This window comes from Shewanella ulleungensis (assembly GCF_014648315.1).
GTDB lineage: Bacteria > Pseudomonadota > Gammaproteobacteria > Enterobacterales > Shewanellaceae > Shewanella > Shewanella ulleungensis.
The window spans coordinates 690,376-705,408 of sequence record NZ_BMQW01000001.1; the positions used below are offsets into that span (position 1 = coordinate 690,376).

The 15,033-nt window shown below is 40.2% G+C and carries 11 protein-coding genes and 3 tRNA genes; 8 read left to right on the top strand and 6 right to left on the bottom strand.

What is annotated here, in order from left to right; translation table 11 throughout:
- The first annotated feature begins 220 nt into the window (after window positions 1–220).
- From ubiG to yfaE, 5 genes are all read left to right on the top strand, one after another.
- Entirely contained in the window at window positions 221–943 is a 723-nt protein-coding gene (gene ubiG, locus IEY40_RS02875) for a bifunctional 2-polyprenyl-6-hydroxyphenol methylase/3-demethylubiquinol 3-O-methyltransferase UbiG (protein ID WP_188953125.1), read from the top strand.
- A gap of 108 nt (window positions 944–1,051) precedes the next feature.
- Window positions 1,052–1,714, top strand: coding sequence for an HAD family hydrolase (locus IEY40_RS02880; RefSeq protein WP_229776988.1), 663 nt, complete (start codon window positions 1,052–1,054; stop codon window positions 1,712–1,714).
- A gap of 563 nt (window positions 1,715–2,277) precedes the next feature.
- On the top strand, window positions 2,278–4,566 hold the full coding sequence (nrdA, locus tag IEY40_RS02885; protein ID WP_188953129.1) for a class 1a ribonucleoside-diphosphate reductase subunit alpha: 2,289 nt from the start codon (window positions 2,278–2,280) through the stop codon (window positions 4,564–4,566).
- A gap of 69 nt (window positions 4,567–4,635) precedes the next feature.
- Window positions 4,636–5,766: a class Ia ribonucleoside-diphosphate reductase subunit beta gene (gene nrdB / locus IEY40_RS02890; RefSeq protein ID WP_188953131.1), complete on the top strand. Its 1,131-nt coding sequence runs from the start codon at window positions 4,636–4,638 to the stop codon at window positions 5,764–5,766.
- Window positions 5,756–6,049 (top strand): class I ribonucleotide reductase maintenance protein YfaE, encoded by a 294-nt coding sequence (gene yfaE, locus IEY40_RS02895; protein WP_188953133.1) that lies wholly within the window; start codon window positions 5,756–5,758, stop codon window positions 6,047–6,049. Before nrdB ends, yfaE begins: the two co-directional genes overlap by 11 nt.
- A 147-nt stretch (window positions 6,050–6,196) precedes the next feature.
- Here yfaE and IEY40_RS02900 read toward each other — a convergent pair whose 3' ends face one another.
- Window positions 6,197–6,496 (bottom strand): 2OG-Fe(II) oxygenase, encoded by a 300-nt coding sequence (locus tag IEY40_RS02900; RefSeq protein ID WP_188953494.1) that lies wholly within the window; start codon window positions 6,494–6,496, stop codon window positions 6,197–6,199.
- A 144-nt stretch (window positions 6,497–6,640) separates the two neighbouring features.
- Window positions 6,641–7,114 carry a YciI family protein gene (locus IEY40_RS02905; protein ID WP_188953135.1) on the bottom strand — a complete coding sequence of 158 codons (474 nt, stop codon included), beginning with the start codon at window positions 7,112–7,114 and terminating at the stop codon, window positions 6,641–6,643.
- Between the two features lie 223 nt (window positions 7,115–7,337).
- On the opposite strand from IEY40_RS02905, the gene IEY40_RS02910 reads away from it, so the two are divergent.
- Window positions 7,338–8,204, top strand: coding sequence for a PA4780 family RIO1-like protein kinase (locus IEY40_RS02910; RefSeq protein ID WP_188953137.1), 867 nt, complete (start codon window positions 7,338–7,340; stop codon window positions 8,202–8,204).
- A 2,293-nt stretch (window positions 8,205–10,497) separates the two neighbouring features.
- Here IEY40_RS02910 and IEY40_RS02915 read toward each other — a convergent pair.
- The 4 genes from IEY40_RS02915 to IEY40_RS02930 all read right to left on the bottom strand — a co-directional run bounded on the left by IEY40_RS02915 (window position 10,498) and on the right by IEY40_RS02930 (window position 12,595).
- Window positions 10,498–10,583: transfer RNA gene (locus tag IEY40_RS02915), tRNA-Leu, on the bottom strand.
- 49 nt (window positions 10,584–10,632) lie between these two features.
- Window positions 10,633–10,706, bottom strand: a tRNA-Cys gene (locus IEY40_RS02920).
- A gap of 39 nt (window positions 10,707–10,745) precedes the next feature.
- Window positions 10,746–10,821: transfer RNA gene (locus IEY40_RS02925), tRNA-Gly, on the bottom strand.
- Between the two features lie 337 nt (window positions 10,822–11,158).
- The gene (locus IEY40_RS02930) at window positions 11,159–12,595 is read right to left on the bottom strand and encodes a glyceraldehyde-3-phosphate dehydrogenase (protein WP_188953139.1); all 1,437 of its coding nucleotides are present in this window, start codon (window positions 12,593–12,595) and stop codon (window positions 11,159–11,161) included.
- A gap of 201 nt (window positions 12,596–12,796) precedes the next feature.
- Between IEY40_RS02930 and IEY40_RS02935 the strand changes: the two genes are divergently transcribed.
- Together IEY40_RS02935 and gap are read left to right on the top strand one after the other, a co-directional pair.
- A complete protein-coding gene (locus IEY40_RS02935) occupies window positions 12,797–13,627 on the top strand; it encodes a DUF2989 domain-containing protein (RefSeq protein WP_188953141.1) in 831 nt (276 codons plus the stop codon).
- A 233-nt stretch (window positions 13,628–13,860) separates the two neighbouring features.
- Window positions 13,861–14,871 carry a type I glyceraldehyde-3-phosphate dehydrogenase gene (gene gap / locus IEY40_RS02940; RefSeq protein ID WP_188953143.1) on the top strand — a complete coding sequence of 337 codons (1,011 nt, stop codon included), beginning with the start codon at window positions 13,861–13,863 and terminating at the stop codon, window positions 14,869–14,871.
- The last annotated feature ends 162 nt before the right edge of the window (window positions 14,872–15,033 follow it).

A 15,033-nucleotide genomic window follows, 5' to 3' on the forward strand; every position in this document is an offset into this window, starting at 1 on the left:
AGCTTAGTTTAATGATCTACTAATATATCGGCAATTTATGCTGACATAAAAGCCAAACTGCTGATGGTTTAAGCGCTTTGTATTATAAAAAATGTTCACACAAGTTCTAAACGGTGATTTTATAAGCAAAGCGAGGTCGCAAAAGCACAATGTTGACTACTATTCGTTAAGGTTATCGTTATAATAACCTCCATACATTATTAGACAGTTAGGTTAACTTATGTCAGACGCTGAACAATCAACAGCCAATGTTGATCCGCATGAGATCGCAAAATTTGAAGCCATGGCACAAACCTGGTGGGATCTTAATGGCGAGTTCAAGCCATTACATTTACTTAATCCACTGCGATTAAATTATATCGATCAGACCGCAGGTGGTGTGTTTGGTAAAAACGTATTAGATGTGGGATGCGGTGGTGGCATTTTATCTGAAAGCATGGCGCGTATTGGCGCTAACGTTGACGGTATCGACATGGGCACAGAACCATTAGAGATTGCCAAGTTACATGCTTTAGAAGCGGGTATGAATGTAAATTACCTTAAAACCACAGCAGAAGATCACCGTGATACTCATCGAGAATATTATGATGTAGTCACCTGCATGGAAATGCTTGAGCATGTACCAGACCCACAATCTGTGGTTCAAGCGTGCTGCGACATGGTCAAACCTAATGGTTTTGTATTTTTCTCAACCATTAACCGCAATATGATGTCTTATCTGCAAACCATTATTGGTGCCGAATACTTACTTAAAATGTTACCGATTGGTACTCATGACCATAGTAAGTTTATACGCCCTTCAGAGTTAATGGCACTTGTCGATAACACCGACTTACTATGCAAAGATGCATTAGGTATTACTTACAATCCGCTGTCTGGTGTTTTTAAGTACACTGATAGTGTTGATGTAAACTACATGGTAGCCACCCAGAAAGTCGATTAAATTAGCTCAGATAATTACGAACAAAAGGCCGATAACCCCATGTGTTATCGGCCTTTCCTCCCAACTCATCTTCGCGACAGTTCGGCGCTTTCACAAGGAATTATTAACGTGCATAAACAGGATATTAGCGGGGTCTTATTCGACCTTGATGGCACATTAGCAGATACCGCACCAGATTTAGTCCATGCACTCAATCTTAGTTTAGATGATGCAGGGTTTAGCGCTCAACCACTTGATAAAATGCGTCATGCTGCTTCGCACGGCAGTTTGTTCTTAGTTAAAACAGCAATACCCGATGCCGATGAAGAACAGCAAGTGCTTATTCAACAAGGTTTATTACAGCACTACGGCCGTATCAATGGTGATCACAGTCGTTTATTTGATAACTTGCCTGAACTACTCACGTTATTAGATCAACAAGGTATTCCGTATGGTGTAGTCACAAATAAACCTGCTCGCTTTGCTCGTCCACTTGTTGAAAAACTCGGTCTCACAAATCAACTAAAAGCAATGATAAGTGGCGACAGCACCCGCTATGCAAAACCCCATACTGCACCGATGTTATTAGCAGCCCAACAAATTGCCACGCCACCTGAGCGTATTTTGTATTTAGGTGATGCTGAGCGCGACTTAGTTGCTGCCCACAATGCCAATATGCTTGGCGGTATTGCACTTTGGGGTTACTTATCAGCGACAGATACACCAGATTTATGGCCATCAAAACACCAATTTTTACATGGCGCTTCACTTACTCAGTTTTTTACAGAATGATGCATTTGGCAATAATTGGCTTCTATTCAATCACAATTACGTTGTTAGTGAGTCAATTTGTTGAAGCCAACAAATTAGTTTTTTACGTGCCGATCAAATGCAGGTAAAGATCAATCTAAAAATGGACTTAATTTTTTGATCGCTGCTTATTTTAGCGATCAAATTTTTCTAATCTATCGCACAAAAAAACATCAAGCATGAAAAACACTATATAAATTTGGGCTCTAGGGTTAGCCGTTACTAACCCTGCTCTTTATCCTCAACTTATCCACAAGAAGTTAATGTAATTGAGGCTTGCAAATCTGCTCAAACCTCACTATCTTGTATCTCAGTTTATAAATAACACCATATCTTGTGTGTGGGTGACAATCAAAACACTACGCTGTGTTTGTAACAAAAGCGTAGATGCTTACTGAACGTACTGTTGATGTACATTGCCGTAAGTGCATTCAGGATGATTGTTTTAACATGGAACTGTTTTGTGATTTGTTCTGATCGAATAAAGTAACACAGCATCCAGAACGTGATCACATGATCAAATTTAGAACCAAGGCCTCTCTTCAATGAAAAGCAATATGACAGTCACTAAACGCAGTGGCGAACGTGAAACTATCGATTTAGATAAAATTCACCGCGTGATCACTTGGGCAGCCAAGGGATTAAAAAACGTCTCAGTATCTGAAGTTGAACTTCGATCTCACCTGCAGTTTTTTGACGGTATTCCAACTGAAGCCATTCATGAAACCATCATTAAAGCCGCAGCAGACTTAATCTCGCCAGAATCGCCAGATTACCAATTCTTAGCAGCTCGCTTAGCGGTATTTCATTTACGCAAAAAAGCCTTTGGTCAATTTGAACCGCCTAAGTTATATGACCATGTGACACGTTTAGTGGAAATGGGCAAATATGATATGCATATTTTGGCTGATTACACTCGTGAAGAAATTGAAACACTAGACACTTATATCGATCACTGGCGCGATATGAACTTCTCTTATGCTGCAGTTAAGCAATTAGAAGGTAAATATCTAGTGCAAAACCGTGTGACTCACGAAGTCTACGAAAGCGCTCAGTTCTTATATATTTTAGTGGCAGCGTGCCTATTTGCCCGTTACCCAAAAGAAATTCGTCTGAAGTACATCAGAGACTTTTATGACGCAACCTCATTGTTCAAAATTTCATTACCAACACCAATCATGTCTGGTGTGCGTACTCCAACACGCCAGTTCAGCTCGTGTGTATTAATTGAATGTGACGATAGCCTGGATTCAATCAACGCCACTGCATCGTCTATTGTTAAGTACGTAAGCCAACGTGCTGGTATTGGTATTAATGCAGGTCGTATCCGTGCGTTAGGCAGCCCAATTCGTGGCGGCGAAGCGTTCCATACTGGTTGTTTACCATTTTATAAGTATTTCCAAACTGCGGTTAAGTCTTGCTCTCAAGGCGGCGTTCGTGGTGGTGCAGCGACCCTTTTCTATCCGTTATGGCATTTAGAAGTCGAATCGCTACTGGTACTTAAAAATAACCGTGGTGTTGACGACAACCGTGTTCGTCATCTTGATTATGGTGTACAGCTAAACAAACTGATGTACCAACGTTTAATCAAAGGCGAATACATCAGCCTATTCAGTCCATCTGACGTACCGGGTCTTTACGATGCATTCTTTGAAGATCAAGCTGAGTTTGAACGTTTATATCTTCAGTATGAGCAAGACAGCAACGTACGTAAAAAACAAATTAAAGCCGTTGAACTGTTTTCATTGATGATGCAAGAACGTGCCTCTACTGGTCGTATCTATATTCAAAACGTGGATCACTGCAATACTCACAGCCCATTTGATTCTAAAGTCGCGCCAATTAAGCAATCTAACTTGTGTTTAGAAATTGCTTTACCAACTAAGCCACTGACAAACATCGATGATCCAGAAGGTGAAATCGCCTTGTGTACTCTGTCGGCGCTTAACTTAGGTGCGATTAAAGATTTATCTGAACTTGAGCCTCTAGCAGATCTTGCAGTGCGTGCTTTAGATAACTTGCTTGATTATCAAGATTACCCAATCAAAGCAGCACAAACGAGTTCAATGAACCGTCGCACCTTAGGTATTGGTGTGATTAACTTTGCTAACTACTTAGCCAAGAACGGTAAGAAATACTCAGACGGTTCAGCGAATAACCTGACCCACAAAACCTTTGAAGCCATTCAGTATTATTTGCTAAAAGCCTCAATGAACTTAGCTAAAGAACAAGGTGCATGTCCGTTATTTCACGAGACAACCTACTCGAAAGGTATTTTACCTATCGACACCTACAAGCGTGATTTAGATAAGATTTGTGACGAGCCATTACACATGGATTGGGAAACATTACGTAGCGACATTCAGCAATATGGTTTACGTAACTCAACCTTATCAGCATTAATGCCGTCTGAAACGTCATCACAAATATCCAATGCGACTAACGGTATTGAGCCTCCACGCGGATTAATTAGCGTTAAGGCCAGTAAAGACGGTCAATTAAAGCAAGTTGTGCCTGACTTTGATCTACTTAAAGACAAATACGAATTACTTTGGAACATGCCAAACAACGATGGTTACATCCAACTTGTTGGGTTAATGCAAAAGTTTGTTGATCAGGCTATTTCGGCTAACACGAACTACGATCCAAGCCGTTTTGAAGGCGGACGAGTACCAATGCAAACCTTATTGAAGGATTTGTTAAGTGTGTACAAGTTAGGCGTCAAGACTTTGTATTATCATAATACCCGTGACGGCGCTAAAGATCAGTTCGACGACTTGATTGCTGTAGAGGAAGAAGATGATGGCTGTGCAGGCGGTGCTTGCAAAATTTAATCATCTAATGGAATTATTGAGCGGGGGCCTTCCCCGCTTTTTGAAATGCGTTTTTCAGGACACCAAATAATGGCTTACTCAACTTTTTGTCAAACACCTAACGATTCAACTAAAGAACCGATGTTTTTTGGTCAATCCGTTAATGTGGCTCGCTACGATCAACAGAAATATGAAGTCTTCGAAAAGCTAATCGAAAAACAATTATCGTTTTTCTGGCGCCCAGAGGAAGTTGACGTTAGCCGTGATAAAATCGACTTTGGTGGTTTACCTGATCACGAAAAGCATATTTTCCTTTCAAACCTTAAATATCAAACCTTACTTGACTCTATACAAGGTCGTTCGCCTAACGTTGCATTTTTGCCGTTAGTGTCATTACCAGAGCTCGAAACTTGGATTGAAACCTGGTCGTTCTCAGAAACCATTCACTCACGCTCTTACACTCATATTATTCGTAATATCGTTAACAACCCGTCTGTGGTATTTGACGATATCGTCGAAAATGATCACATCTTAAAACGTGCCGGTGATATTGCTCGTTACTACGATGACTTAATTAAACTGACACAAGTACATAACTTGCACGGTTCGGGTACGCACGACATTAATGGTGAAAAAATTACTGTTAACTTGCGTATTCTTAAAAAGTCACTGTACTTATGCATGATGTCGGTTAACGCATTAGAAGCTATTCGCTTTTATGTGAGCTTTGCCTGTTCATTTGCTTTTGCAGAGCGCCGCTTAATGGAAGGTAACGCCAAAATTATCCGCTTAATTGCGCGTGATGAAGCCTTACACCTTAACAGCACTCAGCATATCCTTAGCTTAATGCAAGGCGGCAAAGATGACCCTGAAATGGCTGAGATTGCCGTAGAATGTCAGCAAGAAGCCTACGATTTGTTTGTAAAAGCCGCTGAGCAAGAAAAAGAATGGGCTAAATACCTGTTTAAAGACGGTTCAATGATCGGTCTAAACGAACAAATATTATGTCAGTATGTTGAGTTTATTACTAATCAACGTATGAAGTCAGTGCACTTACCACAACCATACGAAGAGTTGTCAAACCCACTTCCGTGGATGAAAAACTGGTTAGAAAGCGATGCTGTACAGGTGGCCCCACAAGAAGTTGAAGTGTCTTCATACCTTGTAGGACAAATTGATTCTTCTGTAGATGGCGATGAGTTTTTAGACTTTGACTTATAAGAAGTATTTCAAAAAAGCCCCTATAGTAAGCTTGAAAGGTCAGCCGGTGATTTTGTTTGACGGCAAACATTCAAGCTTACTAGAAGCGCTTGAGTCGAAAAAAGTAAAAGTATTTTCAGAGTGCCGTAATGGTTTTTGCGGCGCCTGTAAAACTACCGTGATTTCGGGTGAAGTGAGTTACCTTACCCAGCCATTAGCTGAGCTAAAAGCTGATGAATGCCTACCCTGCTGTTGTGTACCAGAAACCGACCTCAACCTTAAGCTGTCTTGCCAGGGTGTTTAGATAGTCGCAAAACGTCAATACAGTACCAATCATAGTCCTGCACCTGCACTCACCAAACTGGCGCACGAAGGCTAATCACTCACGTTTTTAAGTATCGACTTCCACAATCGTCAACGTTGAAGCAACGAAAGCCTTATATTCACCCTATTAAATGTTCACTGCAATGCTTAATAAAACCCGTTTACCGGATTGTATCTTAGTCACGCTATGTTCATAAAGATCAGGGCGAAACAAATACACGCGATTAAACAGATTTATAATGTATTTTTCACAGGTAAAGACTCCCCCAACCTGAGGCTGTTTAATCACAACATTGAACTTGTAGTATCGTCCTTGCTGCACAGGATCAACGTGTGTCATCACTCGATGATTCTCTTGATAAGTCACTAAATTAACGGAAAATACTCGACTACTGAATATCGTTTTGTTCACTACATTGGCCATAATAATCCTTATCAACTAAACAAAGGATATTGTACCTGTTATGCCTCAGAGGCTAACGCCAAAAGACCATTCAATTATGCATATGTTATTAAGTTTTCATCCACTCTCAATGTTCATGGTATAAAAAAACCATAAACGATTGTTAAATTACATCAGCGTTTTGGCCAGCGTATTATGGATAGCGTTAATTTCCATTAATGCAGCACTGCCATACCAGGGTACTAATTCCATTACCAAACTGCCTGCTTTAATCGCTGGATCGGTTGCAGTTAATTGTTGAGCCTGTTCAATGGTTTCTACATCGAAAATATAAATTCCACGGAGTTTGCCATCCGTTAAAAAAGGCCCGGCCAATACCAATTTACCCTCTTCGGCTAAACGTCCAATATTGGACATGTGTAAACGTTGTAGTTCATCAGCTTCAGCTTTAGAACGGTCTAGGTTAGGTCCTCGACTTAAAAACGCCATCACATAGCGTTTCATGCCATATTCATCCGCCCCTACTTTTTCTGCCCGAGATTGATCGTAAATTGGATTAATCTCAGTCTGGGCCATTAACGGAGCAGATAACATCGTAGAAAAGAGCAAAAAATGGGTTAACGTGCTGGTATAAACATTCATGGGTATTCCTATTTTCAAATCTCAGCAAGAGATGTGGTTATGTGTCGTTAATGATTACATCTAAATTGACCCGCTTATCAATCCGGGTAAAGCGTGACAAAAATATGGATAAAAACAATTTTGATGACATAAACTGCACAAAAATTTACCAGATGTTAGAACAAGATAAAAATAGTCTGCCAAGATATATCATCATAGTCGCAACTAAGGTATAACGGGCGCTATGAAAACCCCAATACGATTACAGCCACTGGTTAACGATGGTCTCGTTGATGAAGTGATAAGCCAACTGATGAGTGGCAAAGAAGCCACCGTCTATATGATCCGGTGTGGTGATGCCATTCGCTGCGCCAAAGTCTATAAAGAAGCGACCAAGCGCAGTTTTAAAAAGGCAGCGCAGTACCAAGAAGGACGTAAAACTAAAAATAGCCGCCGTGGTCGCGCGATGGAAAAAGGCTCGAAATATGGCCGCGAAGAACAAGAGAAAGCCTGGCAAAATGCAGAGGTAGATGCATTGTATCAATGCGCTGCAGCTGAAATCCGCGTGCCTGTGCCTTACGGTTGTTTCGACGGCGTATTATTGATGGAGTTAATCACAGATGCCAATGGCGATGTGGCGCCTCGTTTAAACGATGTTAACTTAACCCATGCGCAAGCTATGTCGCAACATCACACCATGATGGGCTATATAGTTCGCATGTTATGTGCAGGTATTGTGCATGGTGACTTGTCAGAATTTAATGTACTGGTAGATAGTAATGGCCCAGTCATTATTGACTTACCCCAAGCTGTTGATGCATCCGCTAATAACAATGCCAGAGCCATGTTATACCGTGATGTGAATAATATGACCGAATACTACGGTCAATTTGCCCCAGAGCTGCTACAAACCAAATACGCCAAAGAAATGTGGGCTCTATATGAGCAAGGTGAATTAGAGCCAGATACCGCACTCACAGGCTTGTTTGAAGACGACAATAACGCGGCTGATATAGATTCGGTACTTGAAGAAATTAACGCCGCCTATGAAGAAGCGCAGTTTAAACGCGAACGCCAACAGGCGATTGATAATGATCATTATGATGATTAAGCCGATATAACGAGGTGATACAATCATAAATCGTCACAAATAAGGCAACCTCGAGGTTGCCTTTTTACTTAAAGGCTCACGTATTCTTTTGTAAGGAGTCTTCATCGGCACCAAGTTCAGCGTTGGATTAGGTATTTTAAGCTGAGGCATCTAACTCATTTCTGGACAGAAATGTTTTTAGTATTTACCTAAACTAAATTAAGCTGCTAGGTATCGATACTCAAATGAAATCACTTCTATGACACGCGGTGAACCTATCCATGGGCGCTCTGCGAAAACATCCATGTTTTCGAAGGTCATAGCCGCGATTACATCCGCCGTAAGTTTATCTTCGATTCAACCTTGTTTGTAATTAAAAGATCTAACGCATTTCTGGACAATAATTAGCTTAATGGATAAGTCTTAAACTATTTTTATAAAAATTTACCCTGACCCAACTAAATTTACTGACCCAACTAAATTTAGAGTAAACGCATTTGTAACGGGCCACCTTATTGAGAGGCGACGCTTTAGAGCGTCTCACATATAGTGCCTTCGTTAACAAACTTGCTAATTGTTTTCTGTCTTTGTCGCCTTTTTCAGTCTAACGACAAAACCGAAATAAAATGAAACACATGCAATTAAAGATTGCCACACAACAGCAAAGTAAAACTTAACTGGGTTAGAGTTTGCCGATACATAATGAATACTTCCCGTATTTTGGTACTTATAACCGCCTTCTATCAACATATTAATAACAGTTATGGTAAAGACAATACAAAATAAGCGAGCAACAAATCGCATCTTATTATCAATTTTAATAGTCAAATCCTTACTAATATTTACTGACGATAACGAACGCTAACGACCCTGTAACAGAATCCATTTCAAAGCAGAAAACCAAGAAACAGTAATTAAAGTTTCTGCTGCTCGAACTTCTTTTCTGAAATCAAACGAAGCTTGGGCATTATCGCGTTAACCATCCAAGCCTCTGTTTTATGTTGATCAGGTGAATGTAGCAAGCCAGCAAATAGAAAAACAAATACAACAAAATGTGGCAGCACCTTTTTAGAGCTAAACTTGGAATGTTCAACCTTAAACAAGATCTTCAGCATCTCTACTGTTTTGTTAAACTCATCTCTCTTGCTCGAATACACCACTTAAATTAAACCTCTGTTAACCTGTCAGTTTTCACAACCCATTGCTTTAAAGCATTGAATATTAATAAAGTACCAATAACCATAGGCATAAAAACCCAAAAAAATTGCCCCCCCAAATTTGTACAAGTAACATAACTCGTTTTCATGGCTTTGGCGAGGGTTTGGTTAGATGCACTCAACTCACTAACTTTAATCAACATGGTAAAAATTAAAGTCAAATGAGTAGTTTACCTGTCATACGCCGAATTCGCCACAGCAGAGCAGCTTGATATCAATCAAGTATAAAATGACTTTTAATTTGATTGGGAATTATGACTCAAGCGCACAGCCAGCGCTGACAATTTGCAACGCCTTGTCGTCGTTTTCGATCCAAATGCTCGCTATATTCGGTTAAGGTGGTAATGCACCAACAGCACCTTTAAATAACAAAATGATGCCCCCTCATAATTTGTACATCACATATATAAATAATGGTACCGAGGCCAGACTGCTTTTTATAGAAAAAAAGGCACGCCTGATGTCCAACCAGAGCGCGACGGATTTTGCTTTTGACTTTAATCCTTAGCAATCAAACTCAAATCTCAGACGTAAAAAAGCCCCGACTAATGTCGAGGCTTTTTTACACCATACTTAACGTATGTAAAGGATGGTACCCGAGGCCGGACTTGCGCTTGCACGCCTGATTTTCAACCAGAGCGCGAGGGATTTTGCTTTTGACTTTAATCCTTAACAATAAAACTCAAATCTCAAACGTAAAAAATCCCCGACTAATGTCGAGGCTTTTTTACACCATACTTAACGTATGTAAAGGATGGTACCCGAGGCCGGACTTGAACCGGCACGCCTGATTTTCAACCAGAGCGCGAGGGATTTTGCTTTTGACTTTAATCCTTAACAATAAAACTCAAATCTCAAACGTAAAAAAGCCCCGACTAATGTCGAGGCTTTTTTACACCATACTTAACGTATGTAAAGGATGGTACCCGAGGCCGGACTTGAACCGGCACGCCTGATTTTCAACTAGAGCGCGAGGGATTTTGCTTTTGACTTTAATTCTTAACAATCAAACTCAAATTACAGACGTAAAAAAGCCCCGACTAATGTCGAGGCTTTTTTACACCATACTTACGCATGTGATTTCTTACTATAAATAATGGTACCCGAGGCCGGACTTGAACCGGCACGCTTATTCAGCGAGGGATTTTAAATCCCTTGTGTCTACCGATTCCACCACTCGGGCAAAGTGTTGTTTTAACCGTTACAATCAGTAACCATTAAACGCAATTCTGTGGAGGCGCGACCCGGAGTCGAACCGAGATCGACGGATTTGCAATCCGCAGCATAGCCATTCTGCCATCGCGCCATGCTACCAACTTCTAATCCATCGGATAAGATAAGAAATTGGAGCGACATATCGGGTTCGAACCGATGACCTATACCTTGGCAAGGTATCGCTCTACCAACTGAGCTAATGTCGCATTTTCAATCATTTCAATATTTGCTTAATAAAGCAAAACAACTTAAGGATGTTTCCCCTGACTGCGGAATGGCATTCTACCGATTTGATCTGGATAGTCAATCAATAAAGACAGGATTATTGCAACAAAATGACTGTTTGGTGCATAAATCATCATTGTGGTGATTATTTAGCAATTTGAATCAAATTATTACTACAAACAATCACATTTATATTATGTATTAACAGCGTGACTGAGCTTATCACTCTTCGACACAATGCTATCAAAGCAAAAAGCACCTCTTTTGAGGTGCTTTTAATCTATTCTCTATCAACAGAGTATAAATTACTTACCAAAGTTATACGTTAGGTAGTGATAATGTGGTTAATCCCAACATTTTTTGCATTACTCCGACAACCTGACAGCTATAGCCAAACTCGTTGTCATACCAAACATATAAAATAGCACGCTTACCTTCTGCAATCGTTGCTTGTGAATCAACAACACCAGCATAACGCGAACCCACTAGGTCACTCGATACAATTTCAGTAGAATCAGTGTAGTCAATTTGATTTTGTAAACCTGACTGAAGTGCCACATCTTTTAAGTATTCGTTTAATTCGTCACGGTTAGTTTCAGCATTCAAATTAACACTGATGATTGCCATTGAAACATTTGGTGTTGGAACACGAATCGCATTACCAGTTAACTTACCAGCGAGTACAGGAAGCGCTTTAGCTACGGCTTTAGCGGCACCCGTTTCGGTAATAACCATGTTTAATGGTGCACTACGGCCACGGCGATCTGCACTGTGGTAGTTATCGATTAAGTTTTGGTCATTAGTATATGAGTGGATAGTTTCAACATGACCATTCTCGATACCATATTTATCGTTAACCGCTTTTAATACGGGTGTAATCGCATTAGTGGTACAACTTGCAGCAGACACAATCATGTCTTCGTCTAAAATGTCATTTTCATTAACACCGTAAACAACGTTCTTGATTGCGCCTTTAGCAGGAGCTGTTAACAATACCTTAGTTGCGCCAGGACTTTTAAGGTGTAAACCTAATCCGTCTTCATCTTTCCAAATACCGGTATTATCAACAATTAATGCATTGCTAATGTCGTATTTAGTGTAATCAACCTCATCAGGTGAATTCGCATAGATAATTTGAATATACGTGCCGTTCGCGATGATGGCATTATTTTCTTCATCCACTTCAACTGAACCATTAAATGGTCCATGAACTGAATCGCGACGTAATAAACTTGCTCGTTTTTCAAGGTCACCTTTTTTACCGCCACGCAATACAATGGCACGTAAACGCATTTTGTTGCTTTTACCGGTACGTTCAATCAATAAACGAGCAAGTAAACGCCCGATACGACCAAAACCGTAAAGTACAACATCACGTGCAGGTGTATCATCGCCATGATTAATTGCAGGCGCTAATTCTTTTGCCATGTAAGCTTCAATACCGCTTGCATCCTTGTTGTCACGCCAGTAGTTTATCGCTAGTTTGCCGATATCGACTCTACAATGCTTCACTGCCAATTTGCTTAGTGCTTCAACAAATGGGAAACTTTCGCGAAGGCGTAACTTTTCACCAACATGACGACGTACTAAACGGTGTGACTTAATGATTTCGATGGTTGATGCGTTTAATAATGGCTTACCATATACCATTACTTCTACGCCTTGGTTACGATACAACTTACCGAGCAATGGTTGCATTGCTTCAGCCATTTCGAAACGTTCTTGCCAGCTTTGTAAATGTTTATCTGCGCTCATGTAGGGATCCTTTATCTCACTTTTCCAGTTTTTTAACAGAAAGGTTTGAGTAACAAAAAGAAAAGACCAATAATTAAGTTTATTGTATGGGCTCTGCCCTCTTGGTCGGCGACATTGTAATGAAATATAGCTGATTTCGCCAGTAACAAATTTTCGGTAAATATGTAATTTTATTAGACAATTTACCTCCTGGAGTTGGATTTGAGTCAAAATTTTGTATTAATTACATCATTTACAGTTTTTGGAGCATTTTTTGGTCTTTTTGGCTGCGATAATGACCGTAATAGCGACCTAATTTGTAAAAATAATCCTGAACTTTGTAGCGATTTACATAAAGATAGTTGGTGTCGATTTGAAAAAGGCGACCTAATTCGTCATCGTTACTTATTAAAACAACGTTCTGTACCTACAGGCAAAGAGTTGTATCAGCAACTTATCTATCTCGAAAAGTACAGCAAGTGCATCGAACTCGCCGCTGGTGTGCAACATAAACTCAATACTGACAGAACACGTGACCGTGAACGTGCATTTGCAGTGAGCACTCAAACTCTTGCAGAGCTGCAAGAATATACTCAACACAATAACGACCTCTATTTAGCCTACTATCGTTGGATACGCTTTAATGATCAGGCCGGTCTTGAGATTGTGGAGAAAGCTTTTAAACAAGGTGAGCTTAGCGATCCTGAAATAATAAGTCAGCTTGCTGCTCATTATGTCCGCTTTGCTCCAAACGATGCCAAAACCCTCTATCTTCATTTACTTGGTACTACAGATTCTGCATTAATCAATCCAGACTGGTTTTTAGCCTTGGCGTCTATCTATAAGCAGCAACAAGATAATGAAAAAGAATACCTGTTAACCCGGGCGTATTTGCTTTTGGGTCAAAACCAAGCAGATGAAGCTCAATTGTTGGCGATTATTAAAGGCGATAAACAATTAGCCCAATCATTAGATAGCCAAGCAACAGAATTAGTAGCCTCTGTAATGAGTGAACAATTTGCTAATAGCCCAAGTGAAATGCTGTTGAAATAGAGTCGATTTATGCTTAAAAACACACTTTAACCAAATGCACTCACAACATGCCAACTTACAAAACTGTGCTTAAATTATCTTCAAAACGTGCTAAATGTAAAAAAAATACAAAATAATCGCCCTATTTTGCCTATTTAGGGTGATTTAACTTGACCATTACGGTTAATTTGGTAATTTTACAACCAGGCGTTCGACATGCCACCAAATTATTATTATCACTTGAGGGATATGAGATGACTATCCGTGTTGCTATTAACGGCTATGGCCGTATCGGAAGAAATGTTCTACGTGCACTTTATGAAAGCGAAAAAGATTACCCAATCCAAATCGTAGCAGTAAACGATTTAGGTGATGCTTCAATCAACGCACACTTAACCAAGTACGATTCTGTACATGGTCGCTTTAATGCAAAAGTTGATCACGATGATGAAGCCATCTATGTTAATGGCGACAAAATCCTCACTTTCCAAGAACGTGACCCATCAAAGTTACCTTGGGCAGAATTAAACGTTGATGTCGTGTATGAATGTACTGGTATTTTCACATCTAAAGCTGCTGTACAACCGCATTTAGATGCTGGTGCGAAGAAAGTTATTATTTCTGCACCAGGCAAAAACGTAGATGCTACTGTTGTTTATGGTGTTAACCAAGATGTACTAACTGCGGACATGACAGTGATTTCAAATGCTTCATGTACTACTAACTGTTTAGCACCTGTTGCTAAGCCATTAAGTGATGCTGTAGGTATTGAGTCTGGCTTAATGACCACTATCCATGCATACACTAACGATCAACGTTTATCAGACGTATATCACACTGATTTACGTCGTGCTCGTGCTGCAGCAATGTCTATGATCCCAACTCAAACTGGTGCAGCTGCGGCAGTAGGGTTAGTGGTGCCTGAGCTACAAGGTAAATTTGACGGTTTAGCTGTACGTGTACCGACTGTAAACGTATCTTTAGTTGATTTAACATTCTTAGCATCACGTGACACGACTGTTGAAGAAATTAACCAAATCGTTGCAGATGCTGCTAAAGCATCACCGCTGAATCAAGTATTAGCAATCAACGAAGAGCCATTAGTGTCTATCGATTTCAACCACAACCCATTCTCATCTAACTTCGATGCAACACAAACACGTGTTAAAGGTCGTTTAGTGAAAGTAATGGCATGGTATGACAACGAATGGGGTTTCAGTAACCGCATGCTCGACAACACTGTTGCTCTAATGAACGCTAAGTAATCTACTTTGTAGATTAATCGTTATATTTAGATTAGAAGCCTCGCATTTATGCGGGGCTTTTTGTTAATTGCTGCAAATCAATTTAAACAATGCATCCTCCGCTCATCAGGGTTTTATGGCTCAGCACCTAGGGGCTGTTGAGCTTTCAAGGTTGTTTTTGCA

Excerpts from the sequence above, each read along its gene's own strand:
- nrdB (WP_188953131.1), top strand. The coding sequence starts at position 4,636 with ATGGCTTACTCAACTTTTTGTCAAACACCTAACGATTCAACTAAAGAA.
- IEY40_RS02905 (WP_188953135.1), bottom strand. The coding sequence starts at position 7,114 with ATGAATGTTTATACCAGCACGTTAACCCATTTTTTGCTCTTTTCTACG.
- IEY40_RS02930 (WP_188953139.1), bottom strand. The coding sequence starts at position 12,595 with ATGAGCGCAGATAAACATTTACAAAGCTGGCAAGAACGTTTCGAAATG.
- gap (WP_188953143.1), top strand. The coding sequence starts at position 13,861 with ATGACTATCCGTGTTGCTATTAACGGCTATGGCCGTATCGGAAGAAAT.
- ubiG (WP_188953125.1), top strand. The coding sequence starts at position 221 with ATGTCAGACGCTGAACAATCAACAGCCAATGTTGATCCGCATGAGATC.
- nrdA (WP_188953129.1), top strand. The coding sequence starts at position 2,278 with ATGAAAAGCAATATGACAGTCACTAAACGCAGTGGCGAACGTGAAACT.
- IEY40_RS02910 (WP_188953137.1), top strand. The coding sequence starts at position 7,338 with ATGAAAACCCCAATACGATTACAGCCACTGGTTAACGATGGTCTCGTT.